45 protein-coding genes and 1 tRNA gene are annotated in these 25,187 nt (G+C 69.0%); 5 read left to right on the top strand and 41 right to left on the bottom strand.

Features of this window, described 5'->3' with window-relative positions:
* Window positions 1-97 precede the first annotated feature (97 nt).
* The 5 genes from OG276_RS26180 to OG276_RS26160 all read right to left on the bottom strand — a co-directional run bounded on the left by OG276_RS26180 (window position 98) and on the right by OG276_RS26160 (window position 2,445).
* The gene (locus tag OG276_RS26180) at window positions 98-283 is read right to left on the bottom strand and encodes a hypothetical protein (protein ID WP_266909142.1); all 186 of its coding nucleotides are present in this window, start codon (window positions 281-283) and stop codon (window positions 98-100) included.
* A 183-nt stretch (window positions 284-466) separates the two neighbouring features.
* A complete protein-coding gene (locus tag OG276_RS26175; RefSeq protein ID WP_266909141.1) occupies window positions 467-1,552 on the bottom strand; it encodes a hypothetical protein in 1,086 nt (361 codons plus the stop codon).
* 25 nt (window positions 1,553-1,577) lie between these two features.
* Window positions 1,578-1,739: a hypothetical protein gene (locus OG276_RS26170; protein ID WP_266909140.1), complete on the bottom strand. Its 162-nt coding sequence runs from the start codon at window positions 1,737-1,739 to the stop codon at window positions 1,578-1,580.
* Window positions 1,740-1,776: 37 nt separating this feature from the next.
* Window positions 1,777-2,007, bottom strand: a complete 231-nt coding sequence (locus OG276_RS26165; protein WP_266909139.1) for a hypothetical protein — start codon at window positions 2,005-2,007, stop codon at window positions 1,777-1,779.
* Window positions 2,008-2,211: 204 nt separating this feature from the next.
* Entirely contained in the window at window positions 2,212-2,445 is a 234-nt protein-coding gene (locus OG276_RS26160) for a helix-turn-helix domain-containing protein (protein WP_266909138.1), read from the bottom strand.
* Window positions 2,446-2,701: 256 nt separating this feature from the next.
* Between OG276_RS26160 and OG276_RS26155 the strand changes: the two genes are divergently transcribed.
* Window positions 2,702-3,472 (top strand): GntR family transcriptional regulator, encoded by a 771-nt coding sequence (locus tag OG276_RS26155; protein WP_266909137.1) that lies wholly within the window; start codon window positions 2,702-2,704, stop codon window positions 3,470-3,472.
* Window positions 3,473-3,521: 49 nt separating this feature from the next.
* Here the strand turns inward: OG276_RS26155 and OG276_RS26150 are convergent, their stop codons facing one another.
* From OG276_RS26150 to OG276_RS25980, 35 genes are all read right to left on the bottom strand, one after another.
* A complete protein-coding gene (locus OG276_RS26150) occupies window positions 3,522-4,151 on the bottom strand; it encodes a hypothetical protein (protein WP_266909136.1) in 630 nt (209 codons plus the stop codon).
* Between the two features lie 31 nt (window positions 4,152-4,182).
* Window positions 4,183-4,368 (bottom strand): hypothetical protein, encoded by a 186-nt coding sequence (locus OG276_RS26145; RefSeq protein WP_266909135.1) that lies wholly within the window; start codon window positions 4,366-4,368, stop codon window positions 4,183-4,185.
* Window positions 4,361-5,380: a hypothetical protein gene (locus OG276_RS26140; RefSeq protein WP_266909134.1), complete on the bottom strand. Its 1,020-nt coding sequence runs from the start codon at window positions 5,378-5,380 to the stop codon at window positions 4,361-4,363. The genes OG276_RS26145 and OG276_RS26140 overlap by 8 nt, the downstream gene beginning before the upstream one ends.
* Window positions 5,380-5,544 carry a hypothetical protein gene (locus tag OG276_RS26135; RefSeq protein ID WP_266909133.1) on the bottom strand — a complete coding sequence of 55 codons (165 nt, stop codon included), beginning with the start codon at window positions 5,542-5,544 and terminating at the stop codon, window positions 5,380-5,382. The genes OG276_RS26140 and OG276_RS26135 overlap by 1 nt, the downstream gene beginning before the upstream one ends.
* On the bottom strand, window positions 5,541-5,813 hold the full coding sequence (locus tag OG276_RS26130) for a hypothetical protein (protein ID WP_266909132.1): 273 nt from the start codon (window positions 5,811-5,813) through the stop codon (window positions 5,541-5,543). Before OG276_RS26130 ends, OG276_RS26135 begins: the two co-directional genes overlap by 4 nt.
* The gene (locus OG276_RS26125; RefSeq protein WP_266909131.1) at window positions 5,786-6,034 is read right to left on the bottom strand and encodes a hypothetical protein; all 249 of its coding nucleotides are present in this window, start codon (window positions 6,032-6,034) and stop codon (window positions 5,786-5,788) included. Before OG276_RS26125 ends, OG276_RS26130 begins: the two co-directional genes overlap by 28 nt.
* Before the next feature lie 116 nt (window positions 6,035-6,150).
* Window positions 6,151-6,501, bottom strand: a complete 351-nt coding sequence (locus tag OG276_RS26120; protein WP_266909130.1) for a LuxR C-terminal-related transcriptional regulator — start codon at window positions 6,499-6,501, stop codon at window positions 6,151-6,153.
* Window positions 6,498-6,842: a hypothetical protein gene (locus OG276_RS26115; protein ID WP_266909129.1), complete on the bottom strand. Its 345-nt coding sequence runs from the start codon at window positions 6,840-6,842 to the stop codon at window positions 6,498-6,500. The genes OG276_RS26120 and OG276_RS26115 overlap by 4 nt, the downstream gene beginning before the upstream one ends.
* A gap of 73 nt (window positions 6,843-6,915) precedes the next feature.
* On the bottom strand, window positions 6,916-7,254 hold the full coding sequence (locus tag OG276_RS26110) for a hypothetical protein (RefSeq protein WP_266909128.1): 339 nt from the start codon (window positions 7,252-7,254) through the stop codon (window positions 6,916-6,918).
* Between the two features lie 73 nt (window positions 7,255-7,327).
* Window positions 7,328-7,705, bottom strand: coding sequence for a hypothetical protein (locus OG276_RS26105; protein ID WP_266909127.1), 378 nt, complete (start codon window positions 7,703-7,705; stop codon window positions 7,328-7,330).
* On the bottom strand, window positions 7,702-7,983 hold the full coding sequence (locus tag OG276_RS26100) for a hypothetical protein (RefSeq protein WP_266909126.1): 282 nt from the start codon (window positions 7,981-7,983) through the stop codon (window positions 7,702-7,704). The genes OG276_RS26105 and OG276_RS26100 overlap by 4 nt, the downstream gene beginning before the upstream one ends.
* A gap of 85 nt (window positions 7,984-8,068) precedes the next feature.
* Window positions 8,069-8,509: a hypothetical protein gene (locus tag OG276_RS26095; RefSeq protein ID WP_266909125.1), complete on the bottom strand. Its 441-nt coding sequence runs from the start codon at window positions 8,507-8,509 to the stop codon at window positions 8,069-8,071.
* Window positions 8,509-8,688: a hypothetical protein gene (locus tag OG276_RS26090; protein ID WP_266909124.1), complete on the bottom strand. Its 180-nt coding sequence runs from the start codon at window positions 8,686-8,688 to the stop codon at window positions 8,509-8,511. Before OG276_RS26090 ends, OG276_RS26095 begins: the two co-directional genes overlap by 1 nt.
* The gene (locus OG276_RS26085) at window positions 8,685-10,007 is read right to left on the bottom strand and encodes an AAA family ATPase (RefSeq protein WP_266909123.1); all 1,323 of its coding nucleotides are present in this window, start codon (window positions 10,005-10,007) and stop codon (window positions 8,685-8,687) included. Before OG276_RS26085 ends, OG276_RS26090 begins: the two co-directional genes overlap by 4 nt.
* On the bottom strand, window positions 10,007-10,828 hold the full coding sequence (locus tag OG276_RS26080; RefSeq protein ID WP_266909122.1) for a helix-turn-helix domain-containing protein: 822 nt from the start codon (window positions 10,826-10,828) through the stop codon (window positions 10,007-10,009). The genes OG276_RS26085 and OG276_RS26080 overlap by 1 nt, the downstream gene beginning before the upstream one ends.
* 84 nt (window positions 10,829-10,912) lie before the next feature.
* Complete coding sequence (locus OG276_RS26075; protein WP_266909121.1) at window positions 10,913-12,592, bottom strand: DNA cytosine methyltransferase; 1,680 nt, start codon at window positions 12,590-12,592, stop codon at window positions 10,913-10,915.
* Window positions 12,592-13,428, bottom strand: coding sequence for a hypothetical protein (locus tag OG276_RS26070; protein ID WP_266909120.1), 837 nt, complete (start codon window positions 13,426-13,428; stop codon window positions 12,592-12,594). Before OG276_RS26070 ends, OG276_RS26075 begins: the two co-directional genes overlap by 1 nt.
* On the bottom strand, window positions 13,425-13,694 hold the full coding sequence (locus OG276_RS26065; RefSeq protein WP_266909119.1) for a hypothetical protein: 270 nt from the start codon (window positions 13,692-13,694) through the stop codon (window positions 13,425-13,427). Before OG276_RS26065 ends, OG276_RS26070 begins: the two co-directional genes overlap by 4 nt.
* A complete protein-coding gene (locus OG276_RS26060; RefSeq protein WP_266909118.1) occupies window positions 13,691-14,056 on the bottom strand; it encodes a hypothetical protein in 366 nt (121 codons plus the stop codon). The genes OG276_RS26065 and OG276_RS26060 overlap by 4 nt, the downstream gene beginning before the upstream one ends.
* A gap of 71 nt (window positions 14,057-14,127) precedes the next feature.
* Window positions 14,128-15,093 carry an AAA family ATPase gene (locus OG276_RS26055; protein WP_266909117.1) on the bottom strand — a complete coding sequence of 322 codons (966 nt, stop codon included), beginning with the start codon at window positions 15,091-15,093 and terminating at the stop codon, window positions 14,128-14,130.
* A gap of 8 nt (window positions 15,094-15,101) precedes the next feature.
* Complete coding sequence (locus tag OG276_RS26050) at window positions 15,102-15,962, bottom strand: YqaJ viral recombinase family protein (RefSeq protein ID WP_266909116.1); 861 nt, start codon at window positions 15,960-15,962, stop codon at window positions 15,102-15,104.
* Window positions 15,962-16,195, bottom strand: a complete 234-nt coding sequence (locus OG276_RS26045) for a hypothetical protein (RefSeq protein WP_266909115.1) — start codon at window positions 16,193-16,195, stop codon at window positions 15,962-15,964. The genes OG276_RS26050 and OG276_RS26045 overlap by 1 nt, the downstream gene beginning before the upstream one ends.
* Window positions 16,196-16,305: 110 nt before the next feature.
* Window positions 16,306-16,947 (bottom strand): hypothetical protein, encoded by a 642-nt coding sequence (locus tag OG276_RS26040; RefSeq protein WP_266909114.1) that lies wholly within the window; start codon window positions 16,945-16,947, stop codon window positions 16,306-16,308.
* A gap of 115 nt (window positions 16,948-17,062) precedes the next feature.
* Window positions 17,063-17,446 carry a hypothetical protein gene (locus OG276_RS26035; protein WP_266909113.1) on the bottom strand — a complete coding sequence of 128 codons (384 nt, stop codon included), beginning with the start codon at window positions 17,444-17,446 and terminating at the stop codon, window positions 17,063-17,065.
* On the bottom strand, window positions 17,443-17,724 hold the full coding sequence (locus tag OG276_RS26030; RefSeq protein WP_266909112.1) for a hypothetical protein: 282 nt from the start codon (window positions 17,722-17,724) through the stop codon (window positions 17,443-17,445). Before OG276_RS26030 ends, OG276_RS26035 begins: the two co-directional genes overlap by 4 nt.
* Complete coding sequence (locus OG276_RS26025) at window positions 17,721-18,101, bottom strand: hypothetical protein (protein WP_266909111.1); 381 nt, start codon at window positions 18,099-18,101, stop codon at window positions 17,721-17,723. The genes OG276_RS26030 and OG276_RS26025 overlap by 4 nt, the downstream gene beginning before the upstream one ends.
* Before the next feature lie 4 nt (window positions 18,102-18,105).
* A complete protein-coding gene (locus OG276_RS26020) occupies window positions 18,106-18,288 on the bottom strand; it encodes a hypothetical protein (RefSeq protein ID WP_266909110.1) in 183 nt (60 codons plus the stop codon).
* A complete protein-coding gene (locus OG276_RS26015) occupies window positions 18,281-18,523 on the bottom strand; it encodes a hypothetical protein (protein ID WP_266909109.1) in 243 nt (80 codons plus the stop codon). The genes OG276_RS26020 and OG276_RS26015 overlap by 8 nt, the downstream gene beginning before the upstream one ends.
* Complete coding sequence (locus OG276_RS26010) at window positions 18,523-18,822, bottom strand: phiSA1p31-related protein (RefSeq protein WP_266909108.1); 300 nt, start codon at window positions 18,820-18,822, stop codon at window positions 18,523-18,525. Before OG276_RS26010 ends, OG276_RS26015 begins: the two co-directional genes overlap by 1 nt.
* A complete protein-coding gene (locus OG276_RS26005; protein ID WP_266909107.1) occupies window positions 18,819-19,007 on the bottom strand; it encodes a hypothetical protein in 189 nt (62 codons plus the stop codon). The genes OG276_RS26010 and OG276_RS26005 overlap by 4 nt, the downstream gene beginning before the upstream one ends.
* Window positions 19,004-19,219: a hypothetical protein gene (locus OG276_RS26000; RefSeq protein ID WP_266909106.1), complete on the bottom strand. Its 216-nt coding sequence runs from the start codon at window positions 19,217-19,219 to the stop codon at window positions 19,004-19,006. The genes OG276_RS26005 and OG276_RS26000 overlap by 4 nt, the downstream gene beginning before the upstream one ends.
* On the bottom strand, window positions 19,216-19,476 hold the full coding sequence (locus OG276_RS25995) for a hypothetical protein (protein WP_266909105.1): 261 nt from the start codon (window positions 19,474-19,476) through the stop codon (window positions 19,216-19,218). The genes OG276_RS26000 and OG276_RS25995 overlap by 4 nt, the downstream gene beginning before the upstream one ends.
* Window positions 19,469-19,747 carry a hypothetical protein gene (locus OG276_RS25990; RefSeq protein ID WP_266909104.1) on the bottom strand — a complete coding sequence of 93 codons (279 nt, stop codon included), beginning with the start codon at window positions 19,745-19,747 and terminating at the stop codon, window positions 19,469-19,471. The genes OG276_RS25995 and OG276_RS25990 overlap by 8 nt, the downstream gene beginning before the upstream one ends.
* 102 nt (window positions 19,748-19,849) lie before the next feature.
* A complete protein-coding gene (locus OG276_RS25985) occupies window positions 19,850-20,110 on the bottom strand; it encodes a hypothetical protein (RefSeq protein WP_266909103.1) in 261 nt (86 codons plus the stop codon).
* Entirely contained in the window at window positions 20,107-20,310 is a 204-nt protein-coding gene (locus OG276_RS25980; protein ID WP_266909102.1) for a helix-turn-helix domain-containing protein, read from the bottom strand. Before OG276_RS25980 ends, OG276_RS25985 begins: the two co-directional genes overlap by 4 nt.
* Window positions 20,311-20,521: 211 nt before the next feature.
* Between OG276_RS25980 and OG276_RS25975 the strand changes: the two genes are divergently transcribed.
* Together OG276_RS25975 and OG276_RS25970 are read left to right on the top strand one after the other, a co-directional pair.
* Complete coding sequence (locus tag OG276_RS25975; RefSeq protein ID WP_266909101.1) at window positions 20,522-21,010, top strand: helix-turn-helix transcriptional regulator; 489 nt, start codon at window positions 20,522-20,524, stop codon at window positions 21,008-21,010.
* A gap of 380 nt (window positions 21,011-21,390) precedes the next feature.
* The gene (locus tag OG276_RS25970; RefSeq protein WP_266909100.1) at window positions 21,391-22,740 is read left to right on the top strand and encodes a hypothetical protein; all 1,350 of its coding nucleotides are present in this window, start codon (window positions 21,391-21,393) and stop codon (window positions 22,738-22,740) included.
* Window positions 22,741-22,835: 95 nt separating this feature from the next.
* On the opposite strand, the gene OG276_RS25965 is transcribed toward OG276_RS25970, so the two are convergent.
* A tRNA-Val gene (locus tag OG276_RS25965) sits at window positions 22,836-22,910 on the bottom strand.
* A 116-nt stretch (window positions 22,911-23,026) separates the two neighbouring features.
* Between OG276_RS25965 and OG276_RS25960 the strand changes: the two genes are divergently transcribed.
* Together OG276_RS25960 and OG276_RS25955 are read left to right on the top strand one after the other, a co-directional pair.
* A complete protein-coding gene (locus tag OG276_RS25960) occupies window positions 23,027-24,274 on the top strand; it encodes a hypothetical protein (protein WP_266909099.1) in 1,248 nt (415 codons plus the stop codon).
* Window positions 24,275-24,526: 252 nt separating this feature from the next.
* Complete coding sequence (locus tag OG276_RS25955; RefSeq protein ID WP_266913115.1) at window positions 24,527-25,069, top strand: DUF4383 domain-containing protein; 543 nt, start codon at window positions 24,527-24,529, stop codon at window positions 25,067-25,069.
* The last annotated feature ends 118 nt before the right edge of the window (window positions 25,070-25,187 follow it).

Raw genomic sequence — 25,187 nt, 5'->3', positions numbered from 1 at the left:
GCGACGGGGAGGGGTGAACGGCTGGGCTGTGCGCGCACGTGCGCGCGTAGCAGATCCGCCGGTTCATCTCTACCCAGGTGAATGAACGAGTGAATGATTACCGTGTGTAGCGTTCGGTGATGCGCTGGAGAGCGTCCGCCGCTTCCTGCCAGGCCCGGTTGGCGATCACCGGATCGACCTGCTGAAGAGTGCTGCGGAGGCGGTCCATTCGTCGGGTCGCCCCGGCCTTGGGGGACGCGGCGTCTGCGCGCTTGATCTCTTTGGTCCAGTAGTTCGAGCTCATGACCTCATCCCTTCGACTGGAGGGCAGGGCCTGCCGGGTCTGCTTGCCGGGTCTGCGAGCGTTCCGCTCCCCGGGTCACTCCTCGGCTGGCCTGCGGGTTTGTGGTTCCGACTGCTTCCGGCAGTCTCGGCAGGGTCCAGGGGCTGGCGCCGCTGGGCCTTGCCGGCTGTGCCGGGGCGCGGGTCAGGCGGGTACGACTTCGCCTTCATGGGCCTTGATCTCGTCCCAGGCGAGGCGGACACGCTTCTCGCGGGCCTGGAAGCCCTCCTCCTTGAAGGCGGCATACGCCTGCCGGTAGGAGCGGGGCGGCTCCATCGTGAAGCGGAGCCACCGGATGACGACCTTGAGCCGTTCGTCGGTGAGGTACTCGTTGGGCTCGGGCTTATCGACCCCTGCGGCCTGGGCGAGCTCTTCGAGGGTCATGGGGTCCTCGACAGGGACCTGTTCCAGGTCCGGCTCGGTGTCCGATTCATCCTGAGTGACGGGCTCCGTGGCCGCGGCCTCAATTTCCGGGATGACCTGCGTGGCCAGCGTGTGGCCACCCTGCTCAGGCGGGGTGTGGCCAGCTCCCGTGGCCACGGGGCGTGGCCCGATGGTCAGCAGCTCCCTGGACGTGAACGCGGAGGCCTTCACGCCGTACTTCTTGTCGGCCTCGGCGAGGGTCTCTTCGGCCTTGGAACGCGCCTTGCTGATCTTCTTCTGAGCATCGGTAAGCACCTTGGCTCGGGCGATCTGCCGCTCCATCTCCGCGAGGTGCTCGGCAGTCTCGACGACCACGTCCATGCAGGCATCCGAGGCCAGGTTCCGGGCATCGGCTGCGGCCAGCGCCTGGGCATTGCGGGCGGCAGCGGACTGGTCCGCAATGCGGGTGGACGTTTCCTGGTCGGCCAGGACGTTGTCGACGAAGAGGCGTACCCCCATGAACACGGCGGCGGCAACGGGTACTCCGGCGAACGCTTGGGCGTGGCCGAGCTTGAGCAGGACGACCACGGAGACGCCGAGCGCTACGAGCGAGATGCCGAACATGACGATCATGCCGACTGTCGAGCGCTGTCGGATCGCCATCCCGGAGTAGCGGATCGAGGCGACCCACACAAGGTCGTAGACGAGGGCGATGGTCCAGCCGGCGGCCATCGCGGCGTGCCCTTCCAGACCGATCTTCTGGCTAGCCAGAGGGCCGACGGTCACAGCCGTCAACACGAGAGCGGCGGCGGTGAGGAGACGCTCCAGCACGGCGAACGCGTTGATCGATTTGATGCGGCCCATCACTCCTCCTTTCCAATGGACGACGCCATCAGGCGGCGTAGGGCAGGTCGAGGTCGGCGGAGGTCTGCAGGAATTCGTGGACCTGGACCACGGCGACGAGCTGGGCGGCTTCGGCCGTGAGCTGCTGCAGGGTCTTGTGCTCGTACCAGGCGTCCTCGGTCTCGGCCTGGATCAGGGTGAGGTGTGACATGACGGTGGTCCTTCCGGTGGTCAAGCGGGGTGGGGGTTCAGGCCTGGCGGGCGGCGAGCCGGTCCAGGTAGTCCTTGTGCTTGACGCGGTAGGCGCTGATCTCCGCGTCGGTGATCCCGTGCTTCTTCTGAGCAGCCACGGCGTTGGCGAACGAGTGCCGCTGGTCTGCCGTGAGCGGGCCGCGCTGCTCCATGTGGGCCTTGAGGTGGGCGTAGACGGTCACCCATTCCAGAACGCGGACGCGCTCGGTGATGTCGGTTTCGGGCATGGCTGTGCCTCCAGTGGTCGAGCTGGGGGTGGGATTCAGCGGGGCTTGCCGCAGCAGTGGCAGCGGCCCTGGTCTTTGCGGCCGTTCCAGGTGTCGCAGTGACGACACCGCCACTTGGCGAGGAGCTTGGTCACTCGCCGTCCTGCGGTTCGATGGGGTCGCGGCTGCCCTGTCCGCACCAGTCGCATGCGGTGATCGCGGCGCTCACGACGTCATCGCCGGGATGCCGCGGTCCGCGAGGTACTGCTCGAAGACGGTCGGGTTGACGCGGAGGGTGCCTCGTCCGGAGCCGACGCGGTAGGCAGTCAGGCGGCCGGACTTGATCTCGCGGTACACAGTCGCCCTGTCGACGTCGAGGACGTCGGCGATGGCCTTGACCTTCAGGGGATCGGTGGCCTGCCCTCTCTGCGGGGCAGGCACGTTAGGCTTGTGCTGCATCTCTGAGACCCAATCTCTGATGCGCTGGCCCTGGCAGGCCTGGTGTTGGTAGCACCGGGATCAACCTGCTGGGGCCTTTGCGCGCTCTGGGGCATTGCAGAACTTGCGGCTTCTGTCGAAGTTGCCGATGGCTAAAGGTTATGACGAATGTCGTTCCAGTGCAAGGCTGTGAGCGTGTCATCACGCGATCCGCCGTAGATGTGCCGGTCAGCCCCGTGGTTCACTTGTTGTGACCAATGGCCAAGGAAGGGGCAAAGTGGCGTATCAGGGCAAGCCGGCTTACCAGCAGATCGCCGACGACATCAGACAGCGCATCCTCGACGGCGCCCTTCGGGCTGGAGACCGACTGCCCACCGAGGTCGACCTCATGGCCGAGTACGGCGTCTCCCGGATCGTCGTCCGCGGCGCCGTCGAGCTGCTCTCAAACGAAGGTCTCGTCAAGAAGGAGCAAGGTAGGGGCACCTTCGTCCGCGACCAACGCCCCCCGGAACGCCGCATCTCGGGTGACCTCTACGGCAAGCGGCCGGTCGCCTCGCCCATGAAGCGCGCCACAGAGGCCGAAGGCCGACGCTCCGAGTGGGACCACACGACACGGACCACGACGGCAACCCAAGCCATTGCCGAACGCCTCGGTATCGAACCCGAAGACCAGGTCGTCCGCACGACCTACACGTACCTTGCGGACGAGACGCCGATGATGCTGTCCACGTCCTACGAGCCGCTCGCGCTAACGGGTGGCACGCCGATCGAGCACCCGGAGAGCGGGCCGATCACTGGAGTGGTGCCGCGGATGGATTCGATCGGGCTGCACATCACGCACGTCACGGAGGATGTGACTGCGCGGGCGCCGCGACCCTACGAGGGTGAGGCGTTGAGGATGGCGCCCGGCGTGCCGGTCATCGAGATCGTTCGGACGTACTACGTCGAGGACCGGGCGGTGGAGACGTGCGACATCGTGATCGCGGCGGACCGGTACGCGCTGAGTTACACAATTCCGATCCCGCCCTACGAGGAGCCTCAGGCCTGACCCCGGACACACGACTGCCCCCGACCTCGGATGAGGCCGGGGGCTTCGTTCATGCCGCGGACGCGTTCGCCTGCTCGGGCTGTAGCAGTTGCGCCCGCGTGTGGTGGTGCCCGCACCGGTTGCAGTCGGTCCCGCCGATGTCGAACAGCCCAAACTTGAACCCTCCCCCGCAGCCCAGGCAGACCGCAGAGGCTTTGACCGGCTCCCGCCCGCCGTCGACGAGCGCCTTGGCGGTCCGCTGAATCCCATCGATTTCCCGAGCGAATTCATCAAGCGCCGGATGCCGCTCGACGGCCCGCGGCAGGTTGAGCCGGAGGGTGGCCACGGCCTGGTCGATGCGGTGCTGAAGCCGTCCGCCAGTGCCTCGGGTGGCGAGTCCTTGGCTGGACCACTCCTCCACCCAGGATTCCAACGTCCCCACAATCCCGCCGGCCGCGGTGAGGTCGAGGATCTGCAGGTTGGCAGGGATGGATGGGCTGCTGCTGCCGGACACGATCTCGCCTCCGGTGTGGGCGCCGGGTTCCATGCGGAGGCAGAGGCGGGCGTACAGGCCGTAGGGGCCGGCTATCGCGGCGAGCTGGTCGCCGATGCGGCGCTCGCAGGGGCGGCAAGCGAACCTCCCCAGCTCGTCTTCCCACAGCTCTCGGGTGCAGCAGATGCAGTTCGTGGACTCGTTCACGGCAACTCCTGTGCGGGCGGTACGGGTTGGGTCAGGCGGTGGGCGGTTGCGGCTTGTCGCACGGCTCGGGTGCCACTGCGATCCAGACTTCGGCGTGGACTGCCGGGCCGCCGTCGTAGCTGATGCTGCGGATGAAGGGGGTGAGGTCGTTCCAGGTGGTGACGACGAGACCGTCGCAGTCGGGGCAGATGCCGGGTTCCTCCATGCGGTCAGGCATCGGGGACCTCCTTCGGCGGTTCGAGCGCGGCGAGGACTCGTTGCCCGGCGTCCAGTCCGGGGTAGTTCAGTCGTAGCCAGGCGGCGACCTCTCGAACGCGCTCGATGGTGGCTTCAGCTGACTTCCGGCGGGGCGTCTCCGTCTTGTGGTTGAGCAGGAAGCAGCCATCGGCGGTCTCGAAAGCAGCGAGGATGCGGCCAGCCATGTCGAGGCGCTGCTCAGGGGCGGCGCGATTCCAGCTCCAGATCCACTGGGCGGGGCTGCCGCTGTTCGCGGCCTCGGGGTGGGATTCCTCGCCCTCGTGGAGGCCAGCGAGGGCGTCCCGGAGCCGGTCGATCTCCTTGGCCTGCCGATCGATCTGCTGCTGGAGCTGCCGTTCGGATTCGCGGCTGGCTGCGGCGTCTTGGCGGGCCCGCTTCCGCAGGGCTTCGTACTCGTCGGCGGTGGGTCCTGCGTCGCCGCGTCCGCAGTGCGGGCAGTAGCCGGCGGCGGGGAAGGCGCCAACGTCGGGGTGGTGCCGTTGGAGGTGCTTGGTCCAGTGGGTGGGCGGCACGGTGGTCTCGCAGTGGGGGCAGCGGACCGGGTAGCCGATCGCGGCGGTGAGCTGCGGGTTGTCGAGGCAGGTGTCGCGGTTGGCGTGTGGCGTTATGTCCAGCCGCGGCGGGATCCCCTTCTGGATGCACTCGGGGCACGGCTGCCGCGTGCTGGGGTTGTGCTGGTGGACGGCCGGGTCGTAGTCGCCGGGGTCTTCTGGGTCGTATCCGTCGCCGCCGCAGTGGGTGCAGACGCGGGGCTGCCCGTCGGCGCAGGGCTGGCAGAACGGCTGCTCGCGGTAGTTCCGGTAGGTGACGGGCCCCCCGCCGCAGACGCAGCAGGCTTCGGCGGCGGTGGTGGCCAGCACCGCATCGACAACGGCTTCCCGGCCGGCGGGTGGCAGCCACATCCCGAGCGTGTTGATGGCCTGCTTGACGGCGTCGAGGGCCCGGTCGCGGAGGGTGGGCGGGGTGGGCATCAGAGCAGCTCTCCTTTGATGATCACGGTGTCGACGTCGCGGTCTTCGCCGGTGGGCACGTTGGCGCACGGGTTGCCGTGGCCGGTGCGCACGGGTGGTGCCGGGATGGCGATGTCGCAGGGTTCGGGTGGCCAGCCGTCGACCTCCAACGCGAGGCCGGTCACGGCTGGGTGCTCGCGGGTCGGGTGGCGCGGGAGTTCCACCACGTCTCACGGTCGATCGGGTTGTCGGATCCGGGCCGCCGGCTGAAGTCGCGGCAGGCGCGGACCCGGTACTCCCAGGTGCCGTCGTTGCATGGGCCGCGGGTCTCGAGGATCTCGGCGGTCCCGTCGGGGGTGGCGGTGCTGGTGGCCCACTGCTGGTTGACGTGGGTTACTCGGGTGCCGATGGCGAGGGGGCGGGCGGTCACTGGCCGGCCTCGCTGCTGATCCATGCGCCGAGGGCTTTCGTGTAGTCACGCCGCGCCTTGGTCGCCTGGGCTTCGGCGTGTTCGGCGGTCTCCCGCAGTTCGACGAGGTCGGGGGCGTGGGATTCGACGGGGCCGCGCAGCCAGTCGGGCATGACTTTGGCGAGCTTGCTGACGGTGCGGGTCTTCAGGCAGAGGGCCACGAAGGCCCGTACCTCGGTCTCGGTGTTGAGTGGCACGACGGTCATGGGTTCCTCCGGGTGTCGGGTCGGGGCGGCGGGGCTACATCGGGCCTCTGAGCGCCTCTCAGGGGCTCTGGTGTGAAACGGGTCGGGATTTCGCTGCAATCGCGGGAGAAGGGCCCTCAGGCCGCTTCTTGGGCCTGCCGTGCAGCCTTGAGTCCGTCGCGGTACGCCTTCTCGCCGTCGCGGCAGTCGTCGCACAGCGGGATCCGGCGCCGGATGTGCGTCTCGTAGCCGTTGTGGTCACCGTGCTCGAGGAGACGGCCGTCGAGGATCCCGGCCCGGCACGCCAGAAGGACCGCGTGCGGAGCGTTGCGGGCGCCGAGCTTGCGCATCGCCCGGTTCACCGTCGCCGTGAATCCCTTCGGGGTCATAACGAGCTGTCGGGCGGCCTCGGCGTGGGTGGTGCCCGCCGCGACGAGGTGGAGGGCCTGGAGTTCACGGCGGGCCAACTGCCGGGCAGGCGCGGTCACTGGAACTCCAGCGGCTCATCGTTCGCGGCGGCCTGCTCCATGCCGTCAGCGAGGGCCAGGCCACTGCCGTGGTCGTAGTCGCCGCTCTCCCAGATCGCCTCAACGATCCGGCGGAGGGCGGGTGCAACCTCCCGGCACTCGGCCGGGGTCAGTTCGCCGTCGCAGTCGGAGTGGTCGAGCAGGGGGCGGAGCGGGGTGGCCACGGAGTCCCAGTGGCGGTTGCCGCCGAAGCCCTGCATCTTGCCGAGGTCGATGCCTTCGTGGTTGGCGATGGTCTTTCGGAAGAGGGCGAAGCCGGAGTAGGCCCACTGCGCGCCGCCGTGGCTGAAGTCAATGCCCATCAGGTTCTCCTTCGGTGCGGTGAGAGGATCGGGGTGTCCGGCCGGCTGCCTATCCCGCAGCCGGCCGGACGTGTCATGGGGTGGGGACTGCGGCGTGCTGCGGAGCGCTGGCGATGGTGTCGGCGGTGCTGGTCCACGGGTGGTGGTGGCTGACCTTGGGAACGCCGCAGTGCCCGCACAGGGCGTCGTCGTGCCGCAGGATCTCGGTGATCTCGTCGTCGCCGAAGCCGTCGCGGCGGAGGCTGGCAGCCATCTCGTCGAGCTCTGGCGGGTCGATGCCGAGCGCGGTCAGGACGGCGGTCAGAACGGTGCCGGGATCGGCGCCTTCCTCGCCGGCCGCGCCTTCGATGGCGTGCCAGGCGGCGTCATGCTCGAGCTCGGTGAGCTGGCGGCGGGCGGGCTGGGCGGTCATGTCGTGGCCTTTCGGGTTCGGTGGGTGCGGTAGACGGCGGCGGCGAGGTCGGCGTAGTGCTGGGCGGCGGCGGTCACGGAAGGGTTCGGGCGCGCTCGTACCTCTGGCGGGCGGCGATGAACGCGGAGTTGGTGCCGCCTCGGTCGGGGTGGGCGTCGGCCATGGCGGCCTTGAGCTCCGGCAGTGACGCCGGCTTCGGCTGGCGGGGAAGCGTCGGCTCGGCCAGGTACAAGGTCCGCGCGATCGGCCGGTAGAAAATCTCCCCGGCGGCTTCCATGCGCTGCCGGTCGACGAACGCGGGCCGGTCGCCGCACCGCACGAAGTAGATCCGGCGGGCGGTCTTCTTCGTGATCCGGTGGCGGAGGATCCGGTAGTTGCCGAGGGGGCCGTCGTCCCAGTTGGCATCCCACAGCTCGTACAGAAACTCGACCGCGGCGGGCTGCCCGCTCATGCGCTGGCCTCCTCGGCCGCGGCGTGGACGGTGAACCCGCCGTCGGGGTGCCGGATGATCCAGTCGCCGTAGAACGCGATCACATGGCCGGGCCGGTCGCCGATGCGGAGGCCGACGCATTCGAGGCGGCCGTCGTCTCCGGCGGCCCAGTAGCCCTTGGCGAAAACGCCGAGCTTGTCGATGTCGTTGTCGACGCGGCTGATGTTGCGGGGCGTGAGCTGCCAGGTCTGGCAGCCCTCCTTCTCGAGCTCGAGGACTGCGAGCGGGGTCTCGGTCATGCTGCGGCTCCAAGGGCTTCGGTGTAGCGAGCGGCGTGGACGTCGGTGGGCTGGCCGTCGTCGTGGCAGGGGGTGCCGGGTGCGGTCATGCGGCGGCCAGCTCGGCGTAGATGCGGCTGGCGGTGGTGACGTCGCGGCAGACCCAGTCGCAGCGCTCCGTGCCGCCGTACCCGGACCGGTTCTCAGAGCCGGTGAGTCGGACTTGCTGCCGGTGCAGCTCATCGTGCAGCTCCTCGGCGGTCGTCCACGTCATGTCGGCCGGCGTCCGGTTGGGGCTGCGGGTGCAGCCGCGGAACTTGTGCTGGGCGAGGTGGGTGACCCGGTTGGTGTAGGCGTCCTTGCGGGCGGCGTTGGCGTGCAGCCAGCGGACGAAGGTGGGCTCCAGCAGGCCGACGGGGCGACGGCTGCCGGGGCAGCAGGGCCAGCCGGGGCTGGAGTGCTTGAACAGGGTGCCGTCGGCGCGGACGCGGACCTCATCGGAGCAGGCGGGGCAGTAGCCGAGGCGGGGTAGCGGATTGACGTCCATCAGGCGGCCTTTCGGATCTGGGTGTGGGTTTGGGTGGGGTAGACGGTGGCGAGGCGGCCGACGGCCCACTGATGGCGGCAGCAGGGGCAGCGGTAGCCGTGGGCGAGGTGCTGGCCGCGGTGGCGGGATGCGATCGGGGCTATGCCGCGCTCGAGGCAGTTCGGGCAGGTGTCGGTCACCAGATCGCTCCTGTCGGGGAGTAGCCGGTGAACTGGTCGGCGTCCATCGGGGTGTAGGTCTCCCAGGGCCAGTTCTCGCCTTGGCGGATGAAGGCGGGCCAGTCGCGCTCGTCGCGCATGCCGCGCCAGGGGACGACACGTCGGCCGCGGCAGCCTTCGGTGTTGGCGGCGGACTTTTCGTCTTCGACGGGGCGGAGGCCGAAGCCGAACTCGGGCCAGCGCATCCAGAGGGAACTGCCGAGGGGGCGGAGGTTGCGGTGTTGTCCCATGCCGTTGTGGTGGGGGGCGTGGGCTTCGAGGAGGACGGCGCATCCGGCGGTGGCGCGGGCCTCGTCGATGACGACGGACACCTTGCGGGCGAGCTCTTCGCTGTTCGGGTCGCCGGCGTGCAGCCGGTAGACGGGGCCGATGATCAGGACTTCGGGCTTGATCTTTTCGACGCGGCGCATCATCCAGGCGCGGTCGCGGGGTTGGGTGAGGTCGAGGCCTTCCGGGCGGCACTCGATGTGGAACATGCCTCGCCGGACGCTTTGCTCGATCTTCGCGGCGGCTGCGAGGAGGGGGCGGAACTTGCGGCGCGAGGAGGCAGCCGAGTTCTCGCAGTCAAGGGTGAGCACCTTGACCGGCTCGATGGTCTCCCAGGTGCGAAACGGGTGGATACCGGCGGCGAGGGTGACTGACATCTGGCGGAGGAGGGTGGACTTGCCGCCGCCTTCGGACGCGGTGAGGATCAGCCGGTCCATGCGCTCGAGGAGTCCGGGGACGATCCAGTTGAACGTGTCCTCGTGCTCGACGAAGTCGAGGATGTCCTCGGTGGGCAGCTCCTCGGCCGCCATGCCCTGGTCGCGGAGTTCCCGGGCGGCGGTGACGGCCTTCTCGACGAGGTCGGCGGTGGCGGTCTCGGTCTGATAGCCCCTCTCGACGAGGTTGGCACCGTGCTTGATGAGGTCGCGGCGCAGGGCCCGGTCGTGGACGACCTCGGCGTAGTCGCCGGGGTTCGTGGCGTAGGGGCACTGCTGCATGATCCAGAAGACGTAGCCGGGTCCGCCGACGGATCCGAGGTCGCCGGCGTCGGCGAGGTGCTTGTTCACGGTGATCGGGTCGATGGCCCTCTTGCCGTCGGCCCGCATGTCGGCCATGGCCCGGAAGACGGTGGCGTTGATCGGGCGGTAGAAGGCGGCCGGGGTGAGGATCTCCAGAGCGGTCGTGAGGGCCTGGGCTCCTTGCAGGCACGCAGCGAGGACGAACAGTTCGGCGTACTCGTCCTGCGGCGGGACACGTTCGAAGGTGTCGGTGGGCGGTGCGAGCTCGATGGTCACTAGTAGATCCCCTTGTCTGCATAGGACTCGCCCGATACGGCGCGGAGGTTGGGGCGCTGTCGGCGCTTGGCTTCGCGGTTGGCGTCCTCGCGGATCCACTTCTGCCAGGCGGCCGGCCAGGAGTGCCGTTGCGCGCCGGTGGAGCGGTAGTGGTCGAGGAACTGCGCGGTGGAGTAGTCGATGTCGACGAGGTCGCTGTAGCCGTCGCGCTTGGCCCAGCGCCGCATCTCGTCGCTGATCTTGAAACCGAACTCGTCGATGGGGGCCAGAGCGCTGTCGTCGTGCGGTGCCGCAGAGGCTGCCGACGGCACGCGCGCGCTCCCCCCTTCAGTACTTAGGTTCTTCTTTTGGTTTGGGTGACGTGGGCGTCGCCCCTCCAGCGACGTGGACGTCACCCCATCAGCGACGTGGACGTCAGGGGTGACGTCCACGTCAGGGGTGACGTGGACGTCACCCGTTCCCGGGTCCGGGAAGGCGTCTGAGCTGGGCTTCTTCTTCCCGCCCCTGCGGCGGGATGACGTCAGCGTCACCCGTGACGCCCGCGTCGCCTCATCGCGTCCTGCTCGACCGCCCGGGACGACCGTTTCGAGGGCCAGGTCGTACACCCTCGGACGCTTTCCCTCGGGCAGGTGCGCGGCCTTCGCCTGGTCGCCGAGCCAGATCAATCCGAGCTTGCGGAGCTCGCCGAGATCCCGCTCCACGGACCGTTCGGACTTGCAGGTGTACGCGGCGAGCCGGCCAACGGAGGGGTAGGCGCCGCGGCCCTTGCTGTCAGCGTGCCGAGCGAGACCGCTCAGCGTGGCGACCAGCTGAGACGGCATTGGCGGGGCGTACTCAAGCGCCCAGTCCATGGCCTCTTTGCTCACGGCGTCGTCTTCTCTCTGGCTGGTGCGGGTGGTGGTTGGCTAGGCCGCGGCGGTGGCGAGTTCTGGGCCGTTGTCCTGGCGGGTGTGGATGACGGCTCGGAGCCGCGTTCCGATCCACTCGCCGACCTGCGGGGATACGGCGTTGCCGAAACCGTCGACCTGGTTCCGAGCGGTGCCCCAGACGGTGAAGGTGCCGCTGTAGCCGGCGAAATCGACGTCGAAGCCACAACCGCGGCCTACCTCGTGCGCGGCCATCATTCGGAAGTAGCAGTCCTCAAGCGGCATCTCGGAGAGCGCGGCCCGCCAGTTAGCCATGAGCAGTGCTGTCGTGTCCCGGGCCGTGAGGGTTCCGAGCGGGTCGGTGAGCGGGTGCGGGGCCGTCTCGTTCCCCGTGGGCCCGTTCTGCTTGAACCAGCCGGCGGCCGTGAGCAGGCCCGGAATCTGATCCGAGGTGACTGTCGGCATGGCCTGGCTGTGCATCGCGGCGAGGGTGTTCTTCCGGAACGGAACGACTCCGGACGACACAACGGCGAGCGTCTCCGACCCGACCTGGGTGGGCAGTGGGCTGTTCGCGCCGCGCGGGCTGCCTTGGTAGTTGTCGACCGCAAGCGCGATCGGCGGGGCGAACAGGCCGGTCGACAGGATCGATGTCTCCTGCTGGCTGGTCTGCGTGGCCATCGGCTGCCACGGGTGTCTCTCCGAACCGTGCACGGACTTCGCCGGCATGAGGACCGCGGGGAACTCGGCGAACCGCTGACGGCAGCGCTCCGCGCGGGCCATCGTCGCGGGCGCCAGCGACTTCGCCCGGTCACCGATGCGGGTGCCGAGGGTGGTCAGGTCGAGTGCGGCCAGCGAGGGCGTCATCGGCGGGACGACCGGTCGGCGGCAGCTGGGGCACCGGTATTCGTACTGCTTGCCGTAGCGGACCGACCCGGTCGGCGGGACCCCTGTGCGCCAGGTCCACACCGCTTCGACGTCCTTGTCGCAGTGGTGGCAGCGCGACACCGGCCGGTGTTCGAGGTCGGGGGCGGGCAGAGCCTTGTCCCAGAAGGCGATGTACAGCCGGTCGCGGGACTGCGGCACGCCGAAGAACTGCGAGTTCAGGTACAGCACCTTGTGCCGGTAGTTGAGGAGCTCGAACTGCTTGAGCCACCAGCGGTAGGTGGTGCCGTCTCCGACCTTGGCGCGGCCCTGGACTGCGGGTCCCCAGGATGTGAGTTCGGTGGTGCACTCGACGAGGATCAGCCGGGGGTGGTGCTGGGCGGCGTAGTGCAGGACGCAGTTCGCGGTCGCTCGGTCCCGCTCGGACTTGGTGACCCGCGCCTCGTAGTCGGGGTCGTCGTAGTCGAACAGCGTCGCGCCCTGCTCGTAGGCCTTGATGGTGTTGGCCTGGGAGTGGTTCACGCAGCTCACGCCAGCCACCAGGAGATCGGCGGCGGGGAGGTCACGGGCCGAGTGGTAGTCCGCGGCCTCAGGGTCGACCAGGTCCGCGATCCAGTGCTCGGCGTCGGGGTGGTTCGCCTCGTGGACTTCGACCTTGTAGCTGTTGTGGTTGGCGGCCATGATCGTGGTGAACCCGGCCATCTGGATACCCTTGGTGAGGCCGCCGAAGCCGGAGAACAGGTCGACGGCGGTGAGGTCGTCGTGCCGGAAGTTGCGGCGCCTGGTAGCCGGCCGGTGCGTAGCGGTGCGGGCCTTCTTGTTTGCTCCGGTGGACATCAGGCGGCCTTTCGCATGTCGTCGTAGGTGGCGGTCTTCTTCTGGTTGCGGAGCACGACGGCCAGGTCGTGGATGTAGGCCTCGCTGGCGCCCATCTGCTTGGCGATGGCCGACTCCGATTCCCCAAGCGCAAGAAGGTGTTCGAGCTCGGCCATACGCATGGAGTCGCGGCCGTTCTTGGCCGGCGGCGTGTACGGCTCGTCGACCTCGGGCAGAGCGGCCGGGTCGTCGATCGTCGTTTCGTCCCAGGCCAGGGGCCCAGACCAGCCGTTCGCCGTTGCAAGGTTCCGGGCCCTGATCGAGGTTCCCGGCACTCGGCTGAGCTGCCGGTACACGACTGCGACCTGCTCGGCGGTCGAGGCACGGACGGAGGGCAGTTCCCCTCGGGCGATCCGGTTGAGTGCATCGCGGTGCAGGCCGACCCGAGCGGCAATGGCAGTGCCGTTGTGCCCCATGAAGATCAGGGCGCGGATTCGTCGGGCAGTGCCAGCCGCATCGACGTCTCGCGGAGCTTCGATCGGGGGCTGTACCGGGATGGACAGGATCCGTCGTTCGGTGTCCCGGCTGATCGTCTTGTGGGCGCCAGTGACCAGCGCGCCGATCGTTCGCCGTGCGACTCCTGTGGCGCGGGCGATCTGCCCCTGGCTCCAGGTCGAGGCCACCAGCTTCTTGACGTGCCGGGAGGCCGGGGCCGCGTCAGTACGACGCCGGTTGCCCTCGTAGTGGTCGAGGCGGAGCCGGGCCATGTAGCGGTAGTTGTCGGCCTCGCATTCGGAGAGGCGGCAGCCACGCAGGTAGCAGGCTCGCTGTCCGTGTTGGGGAGTTGACTGCTTCACGGCTGTTCCTTCCTGGGCTGGCGCTGGGTGGGGATGAAGAGGAGCTCGGCTTCGATGCGGGTGTCGCTGTACGGGTCACCTGGCTGTTGCTCGATGCCGTTGTCGCGGAGGGCCCGGTAGGCGGCGAGGTCAGCGAGGAATTGCTGGCGGGGCGAGACCCTCGTGGCCGGCTGCTGGGTGTCGTCGTCGCGGGTGAGCCGGCGGATGACCCAGGCGGCGGTGAAGACGAAGACGACGATGGCGAGGTCGATGAGGGTTTCCATCACGCAGCCTCCCGTCGGCGGTCACGGCGCTTCGCGGCTATCTCGTGGCCGCGGCCGGTGAGTCGCCAGACGCGGATCTCGTGGGCCTTGGTGCTGGGCAGGTCGGAGGGGACTCGGTCGCCCGTCTTCTCGATGATTCCGCCGTGGCTCAGGCCGTTGATGGCGGCGCCGACGAAGCCGCGGCCCATCTCGGGGAGGAGGTGGCGGATGTCGTTGCAGGAGAAGGTGGTGGCGATCTCGCCGAAGTGGAGGACGGCCTGCTGGACGATGAACGCGTCCCAGCTGGACTGCTGGCGGATCGTGGCCAGTTGGATGTCCTTCTCGGCGGTGGCGAGGCGTTCGGCGAGGGTGAGTTGACGGGGCATGGCGTGAGTCCTCTCGCGTGCGGTTCACTGGGGTGGGCGGCTCTCGTTTCGGGCGAGAGCCGCCCGAACTGCTACTGCTGGGCGGCGGCCTTGAGGGCGGCGCCGCGCATCCGGATGTAGTCGCCGAGGCTGGTCGGCTGTCCGGACTCGGGGTGCATGAGCGGGGTGGCGAGCGCGCTGGCCGCTTCGACTTCGCGGTACAGGGCCAAGAGGCTGGCCGGGGTGGCGTCCTCGGCGCTGGCCGCGTCGATCCACGCGCCGGTGTCGATCTCCTTGGCACCGGACCGCAGCCACTCCAGGTAGGGCTTGGCGATGTCGACGGCCCCGTCGGGGCGGTCGAGCTCCAGTCCCCGGAACGCGGGGCAGCGGCTCTTGATGAAGCGGAGCTGGTTGTCGACGTTCATCTCGGCGGCGACGCCGAACTCGAACTCGATGTCCTTGCGCTGCTGGGCCTTCATTCCCATGTCCACAGGGGCCTTCTGGCCGCGCTCGTTCTCGACAAGGACCCACTTGCGGGAGGAGCGCATCGTGGCGACGACGTGGCCGGGGTAGGCCATGAGGGCTTCGATCATTTCGTTCTGCAGGTCGCCGCCGGGCCCCCAGCCGGCGAAGGTGTTCCCGCCGAACTTGGCCTTGGCGAACTTCTCGACCTGGTCGAGGGTGCCGTCGGTGCCCTTCCAGTAGTGGCTGAGCGAGTCGACCATCGCGACCGGATACTTGGCAGCGCCTGCTGCGGCGAGTGCCTTGATCAGGTCTCGGGGGTCGTAGCGGTGCATGGGGAGGGTGTCGAACTGGGCGTCGATGTCGTTGACGTACAGGGCGGCGGCGCCGCGCTCGGTGTCGATGACCGCGAAGCGCTGGCCCTCGGCAAGGCCTGCGGCGATCTGGAGGCCAGTCCACGTCTTTCCGGACCCGGAAGGGCCCTGGATGGACAGACGGGCCTTCTGGCCGTCCTTCGTGGCGGGCTGGAAGACGAACGGACCGTCGTCGTACTCGTTGCTGGCCGGCTGGCCGCTGTTGCCCTGCAGGCGGGACATGGTGACTCCTATCGGGCGGGCTGGAGGGCGATGGTCGAGCCGTTTTCGCGGGCGGTTCGGTAGGCGATCCGCTGGTCACCGATGACGGCGTTGCGGCCGTTGCCGAGGGCGTCGAGCAGGAGCGACTTGGCCTCCGTGTACTCGGCGTCTGCGGCCTTGGCGTACTCGCGTCGGGTCGCGTACAGCTCTGCGAGGTCCGGCGGGATCTGGACGTCGATCACGTCGTAGCGGTCGGGCTGAACGCGGATCGTGTTGTACGTGATCTCGCTGTCGTCGATGGCCGGCCGCTGCCCGTTGAGGACCGTGGCGAGGAAGTCCTCAGCCGCGGTCCGCATCGTGGCGGCGTCGTCGGCGTCGTACTCGACGACGTACTCGCGGTAGTCGTGGCCGGCGATCAAAACCGCGACGTGGCAGACGTCGAGCCCGAGGGTGTCGAGCTGCCACTGGGCCTGGCAGTAGTAGTGGAGCGGGACCCCTTCGTCCCATTCGTTGGCGACGGGGCTGGTCTTGATCTCGACGAGCTCGCTGCCGAGCAGGTCGGGAGTCGCCCGCTGCCACGGCCGGTCCTGGTGGCGCCAGGTTCCGGTGGGGGCGAGCGCCATCTCGGGGTGCTCGTCGGCGAACTTGGCGCCGACCGCGGGTTCCAGCCGGTTGCCCCATTCGATCTGCGGAGTGACGACGAACGGCGGGACTCGGAGGCCGGACTTCGCGTGCCACAGCTGGAAGCGGTTCGACCAGGGCGAGCAGCCCATGACCGCGGCGATCTGAGTGGCGGTGATGCAGAGGCCGGCGCGGGCCTCGTCCCACTCCGGGGTGCCGGGGGTGAAGGTGCCGAGCAGGATCCCGGTCGGGGTCTCGATGGCGGCCATCAGAAGGGGACCCTCTCTGTGCGACGGGGCCAGAGGCGGATGCGGGCGCCGACGGGGTTCCAGCAGTTGCAGAAGTCGCTGATCTCCCAGGCTTCGTCGTCGGCCTGGCCGATGCCGAGGTGGAAGGTCTCGCCGGAGCCGTCGCAGTCGGGGCAGTGCGGGTCGGGGCCGCGGTGGATGTGGAGGACGCTGCGGAAGATGTCGATCTCCCAGCGGCCGAGTCGGACGGGCATGTGGTCCTGCTTTCGGGATGGGTCGGCCCTCGCCCCGTCGGGGAAGGCGGAGCGAGGGCCGGTGGCCGGAGCTGCGTTGGGGTCGCTGCTCGACGGCCGGTCGGGGATGGTCAGGCGGTTGCCGCGACGGGCGCCAGGATGCGGACCCACTGACCGACTAGCTCGTCTCGGCCCGCGGATTCCCATCGGACGGGCATCTGCATGCCGATGAACGTGGCGTCGTCGTCCATCAGGATGAGCGGCTTGTGGGAGCCAGCCTGCGAGGCGCGGAACCTCTCCCCGGCGTGCCGCCATCGGGCAAGGAAGCCCGCGTCGAGCCCACTGCCCAAGATCGGCTCGGACGGCTCCGACAGGTGCTCGCTCACGTACTTCCGCCAGTCCGGGAAATGGCTGGCGCCGCTGGTGTCGGTGTCGATCCGCAGCCCGCCTGCGCCGTCGTCGAATGTGAGGCGAGTGAGGTCCCCGTCCGCAGCGGCCTCGAGCGTGATGGTGACGGTGCCCGCAGCGTCGAGCCAGGCGATGACGGTCGGCAGTTGCTCGGACGGGATGTGGGCCTGCCACGTCGCGGTCTCGACGATGCCGATGCGGGCGACGGCCATCGTGAAGCGGTCGGTGGCAATGGCGAAGAGGTTGCCGCCGTCGACCTCGAGGCGTGCAGCGTTGAGGACGGGGAGGGCGAAGTCGTCGCTGACATGCGGGGCGATCTGAGTGAGTGCCTTGTGCAGGTCGTAGGCGCTGAGACGTACTGACATGCTTGTCTCCTGGGATGCTTGGGGTGCGCCCCTGCCGCATTCGCCGCGGCGGGGGCGTCCTGCGTGTGGTTGGTGCGTCCGCCGTCGGCCTGTGGTCATCCGGCGGCGGACGGGATCAGAAGCCCGGCACGTGGCTCGGGCTGACGCCAGCGAGCGGCGACAGGTGCAGCGGCAGGACCGGGATCGGCTGCGTCTCCGTGACCGCCGGATGCGCGGTGAGGGAGCTGACTGCGGTGGCGTTGGCCTTGAAGGCCCGCAGCTCCCGGAGTTCGGCGGTCTGGGCTTGCAGCTGGCGCGTGGCCTCGGCCGCGGTCTCCTCGATGCTGGAGAGGCGGTTGGCCTTCGCGTTCGCCGCATCCCACCCGGCGGTCGCTACCGCGAGCCGGCGGGACAGGTCGCAGATCAGGATCAGCAGCGGCACCAACTGGGAGCGGAGCCGCTGGACCTCGTCGACCGCGCGGTGACGGCCGTGGGGGCGCGCTATGTCGAGGAGGCTCATGCTGTTGCCGCCTTCCGGTGCTTGCACTGGCCGAGGAAGCAGGGCTGCGCTTGCTGTCGCCACTGCTCGCGGGTGAGGAGCCGGATCGTGTAGCCCTGGCGGACCTCGCGATCGCGCTCTCGGGTTCGGGGAGTGAACTCGAGGTGGGCCTGCTCCGGGGTGGCCGCCGCGTGGCCGACCATCGAGCCGTATGCACAGCCGTTCTTGTCGGCGCGAACCCAGAAGCAGTCGGTCAGAGGCACGGTCTGTCCGTCGACCTCGACGAGGAGGCGGCTCACGCGGGGACTCCTGCCTGCTCGTCGCTGAGGTCGACCTCGTCAGCGAGGAGTCCGGCGATCTGGACGTCGCGCTCAACCAGCGTGTTGGCCAGTTCCTTGTTCCGCCGCTCGGCGATCGCCAACTTGATCGTGGCCTCGGCCAGCTCGGCGCGGAGTTGGTCGACTGAGGCGAACAGCTGGCGGATGTTGTCCGGGGCGTCGGCGATCTCCATGGCCAGGTGCCCAGCCCAGGCGGGCAGCGTCGCCAGAACAGCCCCCTCGTGGGTGACCTCCCAGACGTCGGTTCCTTCGACCGTGTTCTCGCGGATGTGCCAGGTGTTGCCGTAGGTGGTATCGGCCATCTCGCGGCGGACGATCGCCTCCCGCTGCGGACTCATCGGCTCATGCATCGGAGGCACCGCCCTCGACCACGTCCAGGTCCAGCCCCATGCCGACCTCACCAGCCTCAGGGTTCGCGCTGTCGAACATCACCAGCGGCCGACCGGTGAAGAGGGCTTCCATGAAGGCCGCCCCGAAGGCCTCGCCGTCCTTGTCGTTCATGTCGATGCGGATGGGCTCAGGCATGGTGGCCTCCGGTCTGGATTCGGTGCCCGAGGGCGAGGAGCAGGAGCGAGGCGGCGGCCAGCGCCACGGTGCGGGCCGGGCTGACGAGTCCGAGGGCGGCCATCAGGAAGTCACGGTCGGCGTCGCCCTCAGCGCGGCGGGCGACGTAAGCGGCAGCCGCCTCACGCTCCTCCGGCGAGTTGTGCCCAGCCGTTCCCGCCATCAGCCGGTCGTGACGGTCCATCTCCAGCCCCATCACAGGCTCCCCGCGTCGATGCGGGCGCCGTAGGACTCGACGTCCTCGACATAGCCGGCGTCCAGAGACTTGGTGAACGCCGCCGACATGAGCGTCTTCAGCTTCGGACGGCGCGGGATCAGCGGGCCGTGGTAGTAGTACGCGTCCGGCAGCGGCAGATCCACACCCGGACCGTCTGACCGAAGCATCGGCTCAGCCGCCGGCGACCAGCCTCCGGTCCACATCCAGATCACGCCGGTCACCGCGACGAACTCGCAGTCGAGATCGAACTCGACACCGTCATGCAGGTAGGTCGTCATGCCGCCACCGCCTTCTGCTGGTAGTGCCGGAACCGGTTGAACCGGACGTGGACGGCCTGGATTTCGTCGAGAAACTTGGAGTCCGACCACGGGCTGGAGCCTTGGGCTCGGCGGGCGAACTCCGCCTCCACCTCGACCAGCGCGGCCATCTCCTGATCCGCGAGCTGCGGCAGCAAGGCGGTCATGCCGCACTCACCAGCGCGACGGCCGACTCCATGTGGCGGGCCTGCTCCAGCAGAGCGGCAGCCATGGTGCGGAGAGCCTCCGGGCTGGATCCGTCGCTGTGCAGGGTGACCGGGCCGAGCCGCAGCCACGTGTACTGACCTGCACTTCCGGCCTGGATCTCGGCGGGGTCCGCCGTCAGGTGCACGGCGAGCGTGCCAACTGTGGTGCTCACGCCTTGCCTCCGAGCTGCAGGTACGGGCTGTACGGGACGGCCGGGTCGTCGAGCTCGTGATGCCACTCGATGTCGAGGCCGCGCTGCACGTAGGCGCCGGGGGCCAACTTGCGCTTGGCGGCGTGCTCAGCCAGCTCGCGGGCCGCAGCGGCCTGGCGGACCAGCTCGTCCACCGACGGCGTGTACCGGCCGTCCGGCGGGCAGGTCAGCCCGGCGATGGCCGGGGACGTCGTGTCGAGCGGGAGGAGGTCAGCCACGGGACTCACCGCGCAGCGACATCAGGACACCGATGGCGAAGTTGATGCCGCTAGCACGCTCGGCGAGGGGCGCCAGCCGGAACGTCTCGTCGAGCCGGGCTTGCGCCTCAGTCAGTACCTCGGCGCGGTAGGCGTCGAGGAGGGCGTCGATCGCGACGCTAGCCATGCCCTCGGGGTCCTGGAGGAACCGGCTGTGCGCGAGCGCGCTCCGCAGGTCCTCATGAGCGGTGAGGTTGGTGGGAGCCGGATCACCGGCGATGATGTGGGACATCGGGTTCCTCTTCTTCCTGCATTCAGGTGCAGTGAGGGGCGGTACTTCGGGAGGCCCTGGCCGGCGGTGTAAGGCCCGGCGGTCGGGGCCGCATAGCCGCAGCTAGGCGGCAGACTTGGTCCGGCTCTTGTGGGCCGGCTTATGCGGAACGCCGGCGACGATGTCGCGGATGTTCTGGGCACTCCACCGCTTGAACTTCCCGAGCCGGGTGTGCTGGATCTGGTCGGCGCCCGCAGCGCGATTCAGCCAGCGAGCGCTCACGCGGGTGTACTGACTGGCCTCGTGAACCTCGTACAGCCGGTGATCCTGCAGGGGCGGAAGCTCTTCGATGGAGAGCAGTACCCCGGTGTGAGGCGTGGTCACGTGTCCTCCTTGAGGATTGCCTTGAGTGGGACGGCGAGTGCCGTTGCGATGAGCTGCAACGTTGAGGAAGACGCGCCGCGGTCTCCGGTTTCGATCCGAGAGAGGAAGGGCCTGGTCAGGCCTGTTCTTCGTTCGAGTTCCCGCAGGCCGCAGCCGCTCCTCTCCCGTATTGCCCGGATCGCAACTCCGTTGGGCTTCATCGATACTTACGTTAGACATTGGATCGACTTCACGCAAGGAGTTCGGAGCAAAGAAACGACTTCAATCGACTTTGAATCGACTCAGGGGGCGCGAGAAGGCGCGTAAGGGCGCGTAAGGCAACCGCCGGTGGCATGTGCGTACCCTTAAGCGCAGGTCAAAAGGCCTGAACCGACCACGCGCGGTTGCCTACTCGTGAGGCATCATGTGCGCATGGACCGTGACTGGAAGCGACTCGGGCGCGCCATCAAGGCACAGCGTGACCACCTGGGCCTGGCCCGTCAGGACGACCTCGCCACCGAAGCCGGCGTCAACCGGCAGACCATCCAGTCCCTCGAAGCTGGCAGGCCGCGCACGCGCATGCCCGCCTCGATCGGCAAGGTCGAGAAGGCCCTGTCGTGGGAGCCGGGCACCGCCGCCCGAATCCTCACCGAAGGCACGAGCGAACCCGCCCCTCCCCGCTTCGCCGAAGGCATGCCCCTGCGGATCGCCCGCGAGCTCACTGACGGCCAGGTCTTCGAAACTGAAGTCGTCGACCTCACCCTGCCGGGCTCCAAGTCCCGCCTAGTGGTGGTCTTCAAGCACGACAGCGAAGCCGCCGACATGGCCCCCGACGAGCTGCGTGCCGCCCTCCAGGAGTGGACCCGCATCCAGCGGGCTCTTCGTCAGATCGCCGCTGGCGACGAAGCCGACGAGGCGTAGCGGATCCACCACCATTTCTGACGCGATACTCCACATTTCACCTAACTGTGTGACATCGTTTGCCTACCTGCGAGGGGGGCTACCGCGTCAGGTGATGTGAGGGGGCCGCATGTTGGTCCGTGTGATCCGGGTTGCTGCCATGCCCGGTGGGCTGTCACTCGTCGTTGACGATCAGCCCGACTGCCCGGTCGTCTGGGTCCTCAGGGAGGACTACAGTGCCGCCGCCGCGAGCATGCTCGAGGCCGCGATGAATGTGTCTGTTTGGTACTGGGACCGCAAGCCTGCCGTGTCCCGTGCAAACCTCCGGGCGGTGTAGTCACCCGGCCGCCATACCTGTTGCAGTCTCGGGATGGGCCGCCCACCAACTACCGAGGGGTGCCATGGCGTATGCAGAGAAGCGCGGTACGGGGAAGACCCCGTGGCGCGCCCGCTACAAGAGGCCAGACGGGACGCCGGGTTCCGAGCCTGGGTTCCGTACAAAGAAGGCTGCCGAAGCCTGGGGCGAGGACCAAGAGGCGGCGATCCGCGCCGGCCGCTGGCAGGATCCCGAGAAGGCCAGGACGCCCTTCGCAGAGTTCGCGCCCATCTGGATGGCCGCCCAGAAGGTAGCTCCAGCCACCATCATCAAGCGTCAACGTCTGCTTGCCCGGCATCTGATCCCTGGCTTCGGCACGACGAAGCTATGCGAGATCAACATTTTCACGGCGCGCGCCTGGGGCAACAAGCAGACCTGTGCGCAATCCACCGTCGGCCACGCGCTGACCCTGCTCAGCATGATCCTCACCGGGGCCGCTGACGCCGGATACCTGCTGGCCAATCCCATGTACGGCCGCCGCCGGCAGAGTGACCGCGCCGTCCATGACGTGACACAGCAACAAGGCGCTGTCGGCCACCAGGAAGATGACGACGAAGAGGTCTGGGCCCAGCCCGAGGACGCCTACCGGCTGTACCAGCGGATGGGTGGCGTCGAAGGCTTGATGGTCCTGACCGCGTGCTACACCGGCCTGCGCTGGGGCGAGCTCGCGGGGCTTCATCGCAGCAACGTCCTCCTCAAGCGCACGGACGAGCTCGACGGGAAGCCCTTCGAGCGGACCGTGTTCCGGATCGACCCCAAGGTCGGCGCCCTCCACGAGGTGGAGTTCGCCCTCGACGAGGGGGACCTGAAGCGCTGGCATGCGGCGGAGGACGCCCGCCTGGCCGTCTGCCAGGAGAAGGGGTGGAAGGTGAAGCGCCGGAAGGAACCCAAGGGTCAGGTCCGGCTGTACTTGGGGCCGCCGAAGAACAGGACGTCGAGCCGGGAGGTCGACCTGCCGCCGTTCCTCGCGCAGCTTTGGGAAGAGCACCTGAAGGAGTGGCCGCACGAGTACGTGTTCAGCACCCCTGGGAAGGAGGGGGCGTGGTGGCGGCGCGGGAACTACAGCCGCGTCCTCCGGCCTGCCGCCGACGGCCGCGACGCCATTTCCCGGAAGCGCGGCTACGCCGGCCGCGGTGGATGGGAGCCGATCCTTCCCGAGTTCACGATGCGCGGTGCCAGGCACACGCACGACACGTGGATGAAGGAGGACCGGGTGGACCGGTCCCTAAGGTTCAAGACGATGGGCTGGGCTGTGACCGGGGACATCGAGGGCGTGTACGAGCACGTGACTCCGCAGATGCGGAAGGAGCGGCTTGACGCGTTGGAGGCCCGATGGGAGCGAGGGCAGAGGATGGCGCTCGCGCAGGTCAGCTAGCCGCCCAGGAGAAGTGGATCTCCCACTTTCCTCCCATCGGGCGCAAAAAGAGCCCCGGACCGATCATGGTCCGGGGCTCGATGCCTGGTCAGACATGGTGGGCGCGGACGGTTTCGAACCGCCGACATCTGCTTTGTAAGAGCAGCGCTCTACCCCTGAGCTACGCACCCGTGGATGAGTGGACAGCCTACATGCAGGGCACACCCCCCACGCAAACCCGTTCCCGTGGGGGAGAATGGACCGGGGCAGGGGTATTGCGGACGGACCGGGTACGGGAGAGGCGACTGTGACGACGGCACCCCGGCGGTGGTTCGGCGGCGGGCGGGACGAGAGTCGGCGGGCGGACGCGCAGGCGGCGAAGGACGCTGCCGCGGCGGCGTTCTACGAGCTGGACAGCGCGCAGCGGGATCTGCGGATCTCGATCGAGACGATCGCGGCCGCGGACGGCTCGCCGGAGGCCCGGCGGGTGGGTGAGGGGTTCGTCGCGCTCGGGCAGCGCATCGACCAGGTGAGTCACGTCTACATCAATGCCGTCGACGCGCACGATCTCGATCGGGCGGAGTTGGAGGCGTCCGCCGCGACGCGGGCCCGGGAGGAGCTGACGCGGGCCAAGGAGGAGCTGGTCCGGGTCAAGGGCGAGCTCGACCGGTTCGCGCTCGGGCTGCAGCCGTTGCTGGACCGGGCCGAGACGCAGCTGGCGCGGGTGGCGCCGGCCCGGGAGCGGGCCAGGGCCGCGCTGCTCGCGGCGAGCACGGCGCTGGACGACGTACGCGGCAAGGGGATCCGGGCCGACGATCTGGCCGCCCGGCTGGCGGCGCTCGGGCCGGAGCTGACGAAGCTGAACCAGGGCGCCGCGCAGCACGGGGTACAGGAGACCGTGCAGCGGGCCGACCGGATCCTGCGCGACGCCGAGGCGATACGGGCCGAGGCGGCGCGGCTCCCGGAGCGGGCCGCGGAGATCGACCGGCGGCTGGTGAGCCTGAGGACCCGGGCGCAGGCGCTGCGCAACCGGGCGGACCGGGTGGATCCTGTGCTCAGCGAGCTGCGCCGGCGCTTCAGCGCGGCCTGCTGGCAGGACCTCCAGCAGGTGCCGGAACAGGCGGTACGGGACGTGGCGCAGGCCGAGGACCGGCTCGCGGAGGCCGGCCGGGCGCGCGACCAGCAGCAATGGGCGGTCGTAGCGGCCCTGGTCGATGCGGTACGGGCTTCGCTGGACGCCACCGACGAGGCGGTGTCGGCGGCGCAGGACCGGCTGACCCGGCTGGAGGCGGTGGCGCGGGATCCGCAGGCTGAGGTGCAGCGCACCCGGTTCGCGATCCGGGACGCGCAGCGCCTGGCGATGGAGGGCCGTACGGTCCCCGAGGACCGGCACGCCCGCCCGCTGGACGAGGCGGTGGCCCGGGTGACCCGGGCGCTGGCAGCGCTGGAGGACCGCCACCCGGACTATTGGGCCTTCCTCCAGGAGATGGAGGCCGTACGGTCCTCCGTGCAGCGGGTGGTGACGGACATCCGGACCGAGCGCGGCCACGCCTGAGCGGTCAGGTCCGAGGGCCGCGTCCGGGGCCCACTTGTCCGGGTTCGGGCATCGGCGGATGCTGGAGGGGCCAGGAACGGAGCAGAGGAGGGCGCCATGGCCGCCCACGCTTCACCCGCACCGCAGGAGCCGTACGCGCCGCACGCGCTCTACGGATGCCACGAGCCCCATGAGAACTACGCGCCCTACGTGGCCCACGAGCCGTACGCGACGGCGGCGCCACCCCGGAACTCCCCGGGGATCCTGCACCGCATGATGCGCCCCGTCAACGCGAGCCTCGACGAGCACCTCCCCAGTGATCACCGGCTCAGCCAGGTCTACCGGGTGGGCGCCGGCCTGACCGGACTGCTGCTCGTGGCCTTCGGAATCCTGGGGCTCATCGACCGGATCGGGTTCTTCGACACCGGCGGGGACACGGTCCTCGCGCTGAACACCAACGGTGCGCTGAGCGTCCTGTCGATCTGCATTGGACTGCTGCTGTTCGCCGGGATGGTCATCGGCGGCAGCTTCGCCTCGACGCTCAACATCGTGCTGGGCGTGCTGTTCATCGCGAGCGGGTTCGTGAACCTCGCGCTGCTCGACACCAAGATGAACTTCCTGGCCTTCCACATCCCCAACGTGCTGTTCAGCTTCGTGGTGGGCGTGATGCTGATGTGGTTCGGGATGTACGGGCGGGTGGGCAGCGCCCTGCCGCACGACAATCCGTACTGGCGTGCCCGCCACCCCGAGCAAGCGGCTCGGGAGCAGCGGGCACGTACGAGTACGGGCGCAAGGCCCGTCGGCAGGCCGGCGTAAGCGCGGCGCGGCAAAAGGGCCGGGCCTACGGCCCAAGACGGAAGCCAGGCCGTCTCTTTCGAATCTTGCCGGTCAGGCCCGCGTCGTCCGGTGCCGTGCTTCGCCACGCTGCCGGGGC

This window comes from Streptomyces sp. NBC_00086 (assembly GCF_026343255.1).
Taxonomy (GTDB): Bacteria; Actinomycetota; Actinomycetes; order Streptomycetales; family Streptomycetaceae; genus Streptomyces.
This window is presented reverse-complemented; position numbering and strand designations above follow the sequence as displayed.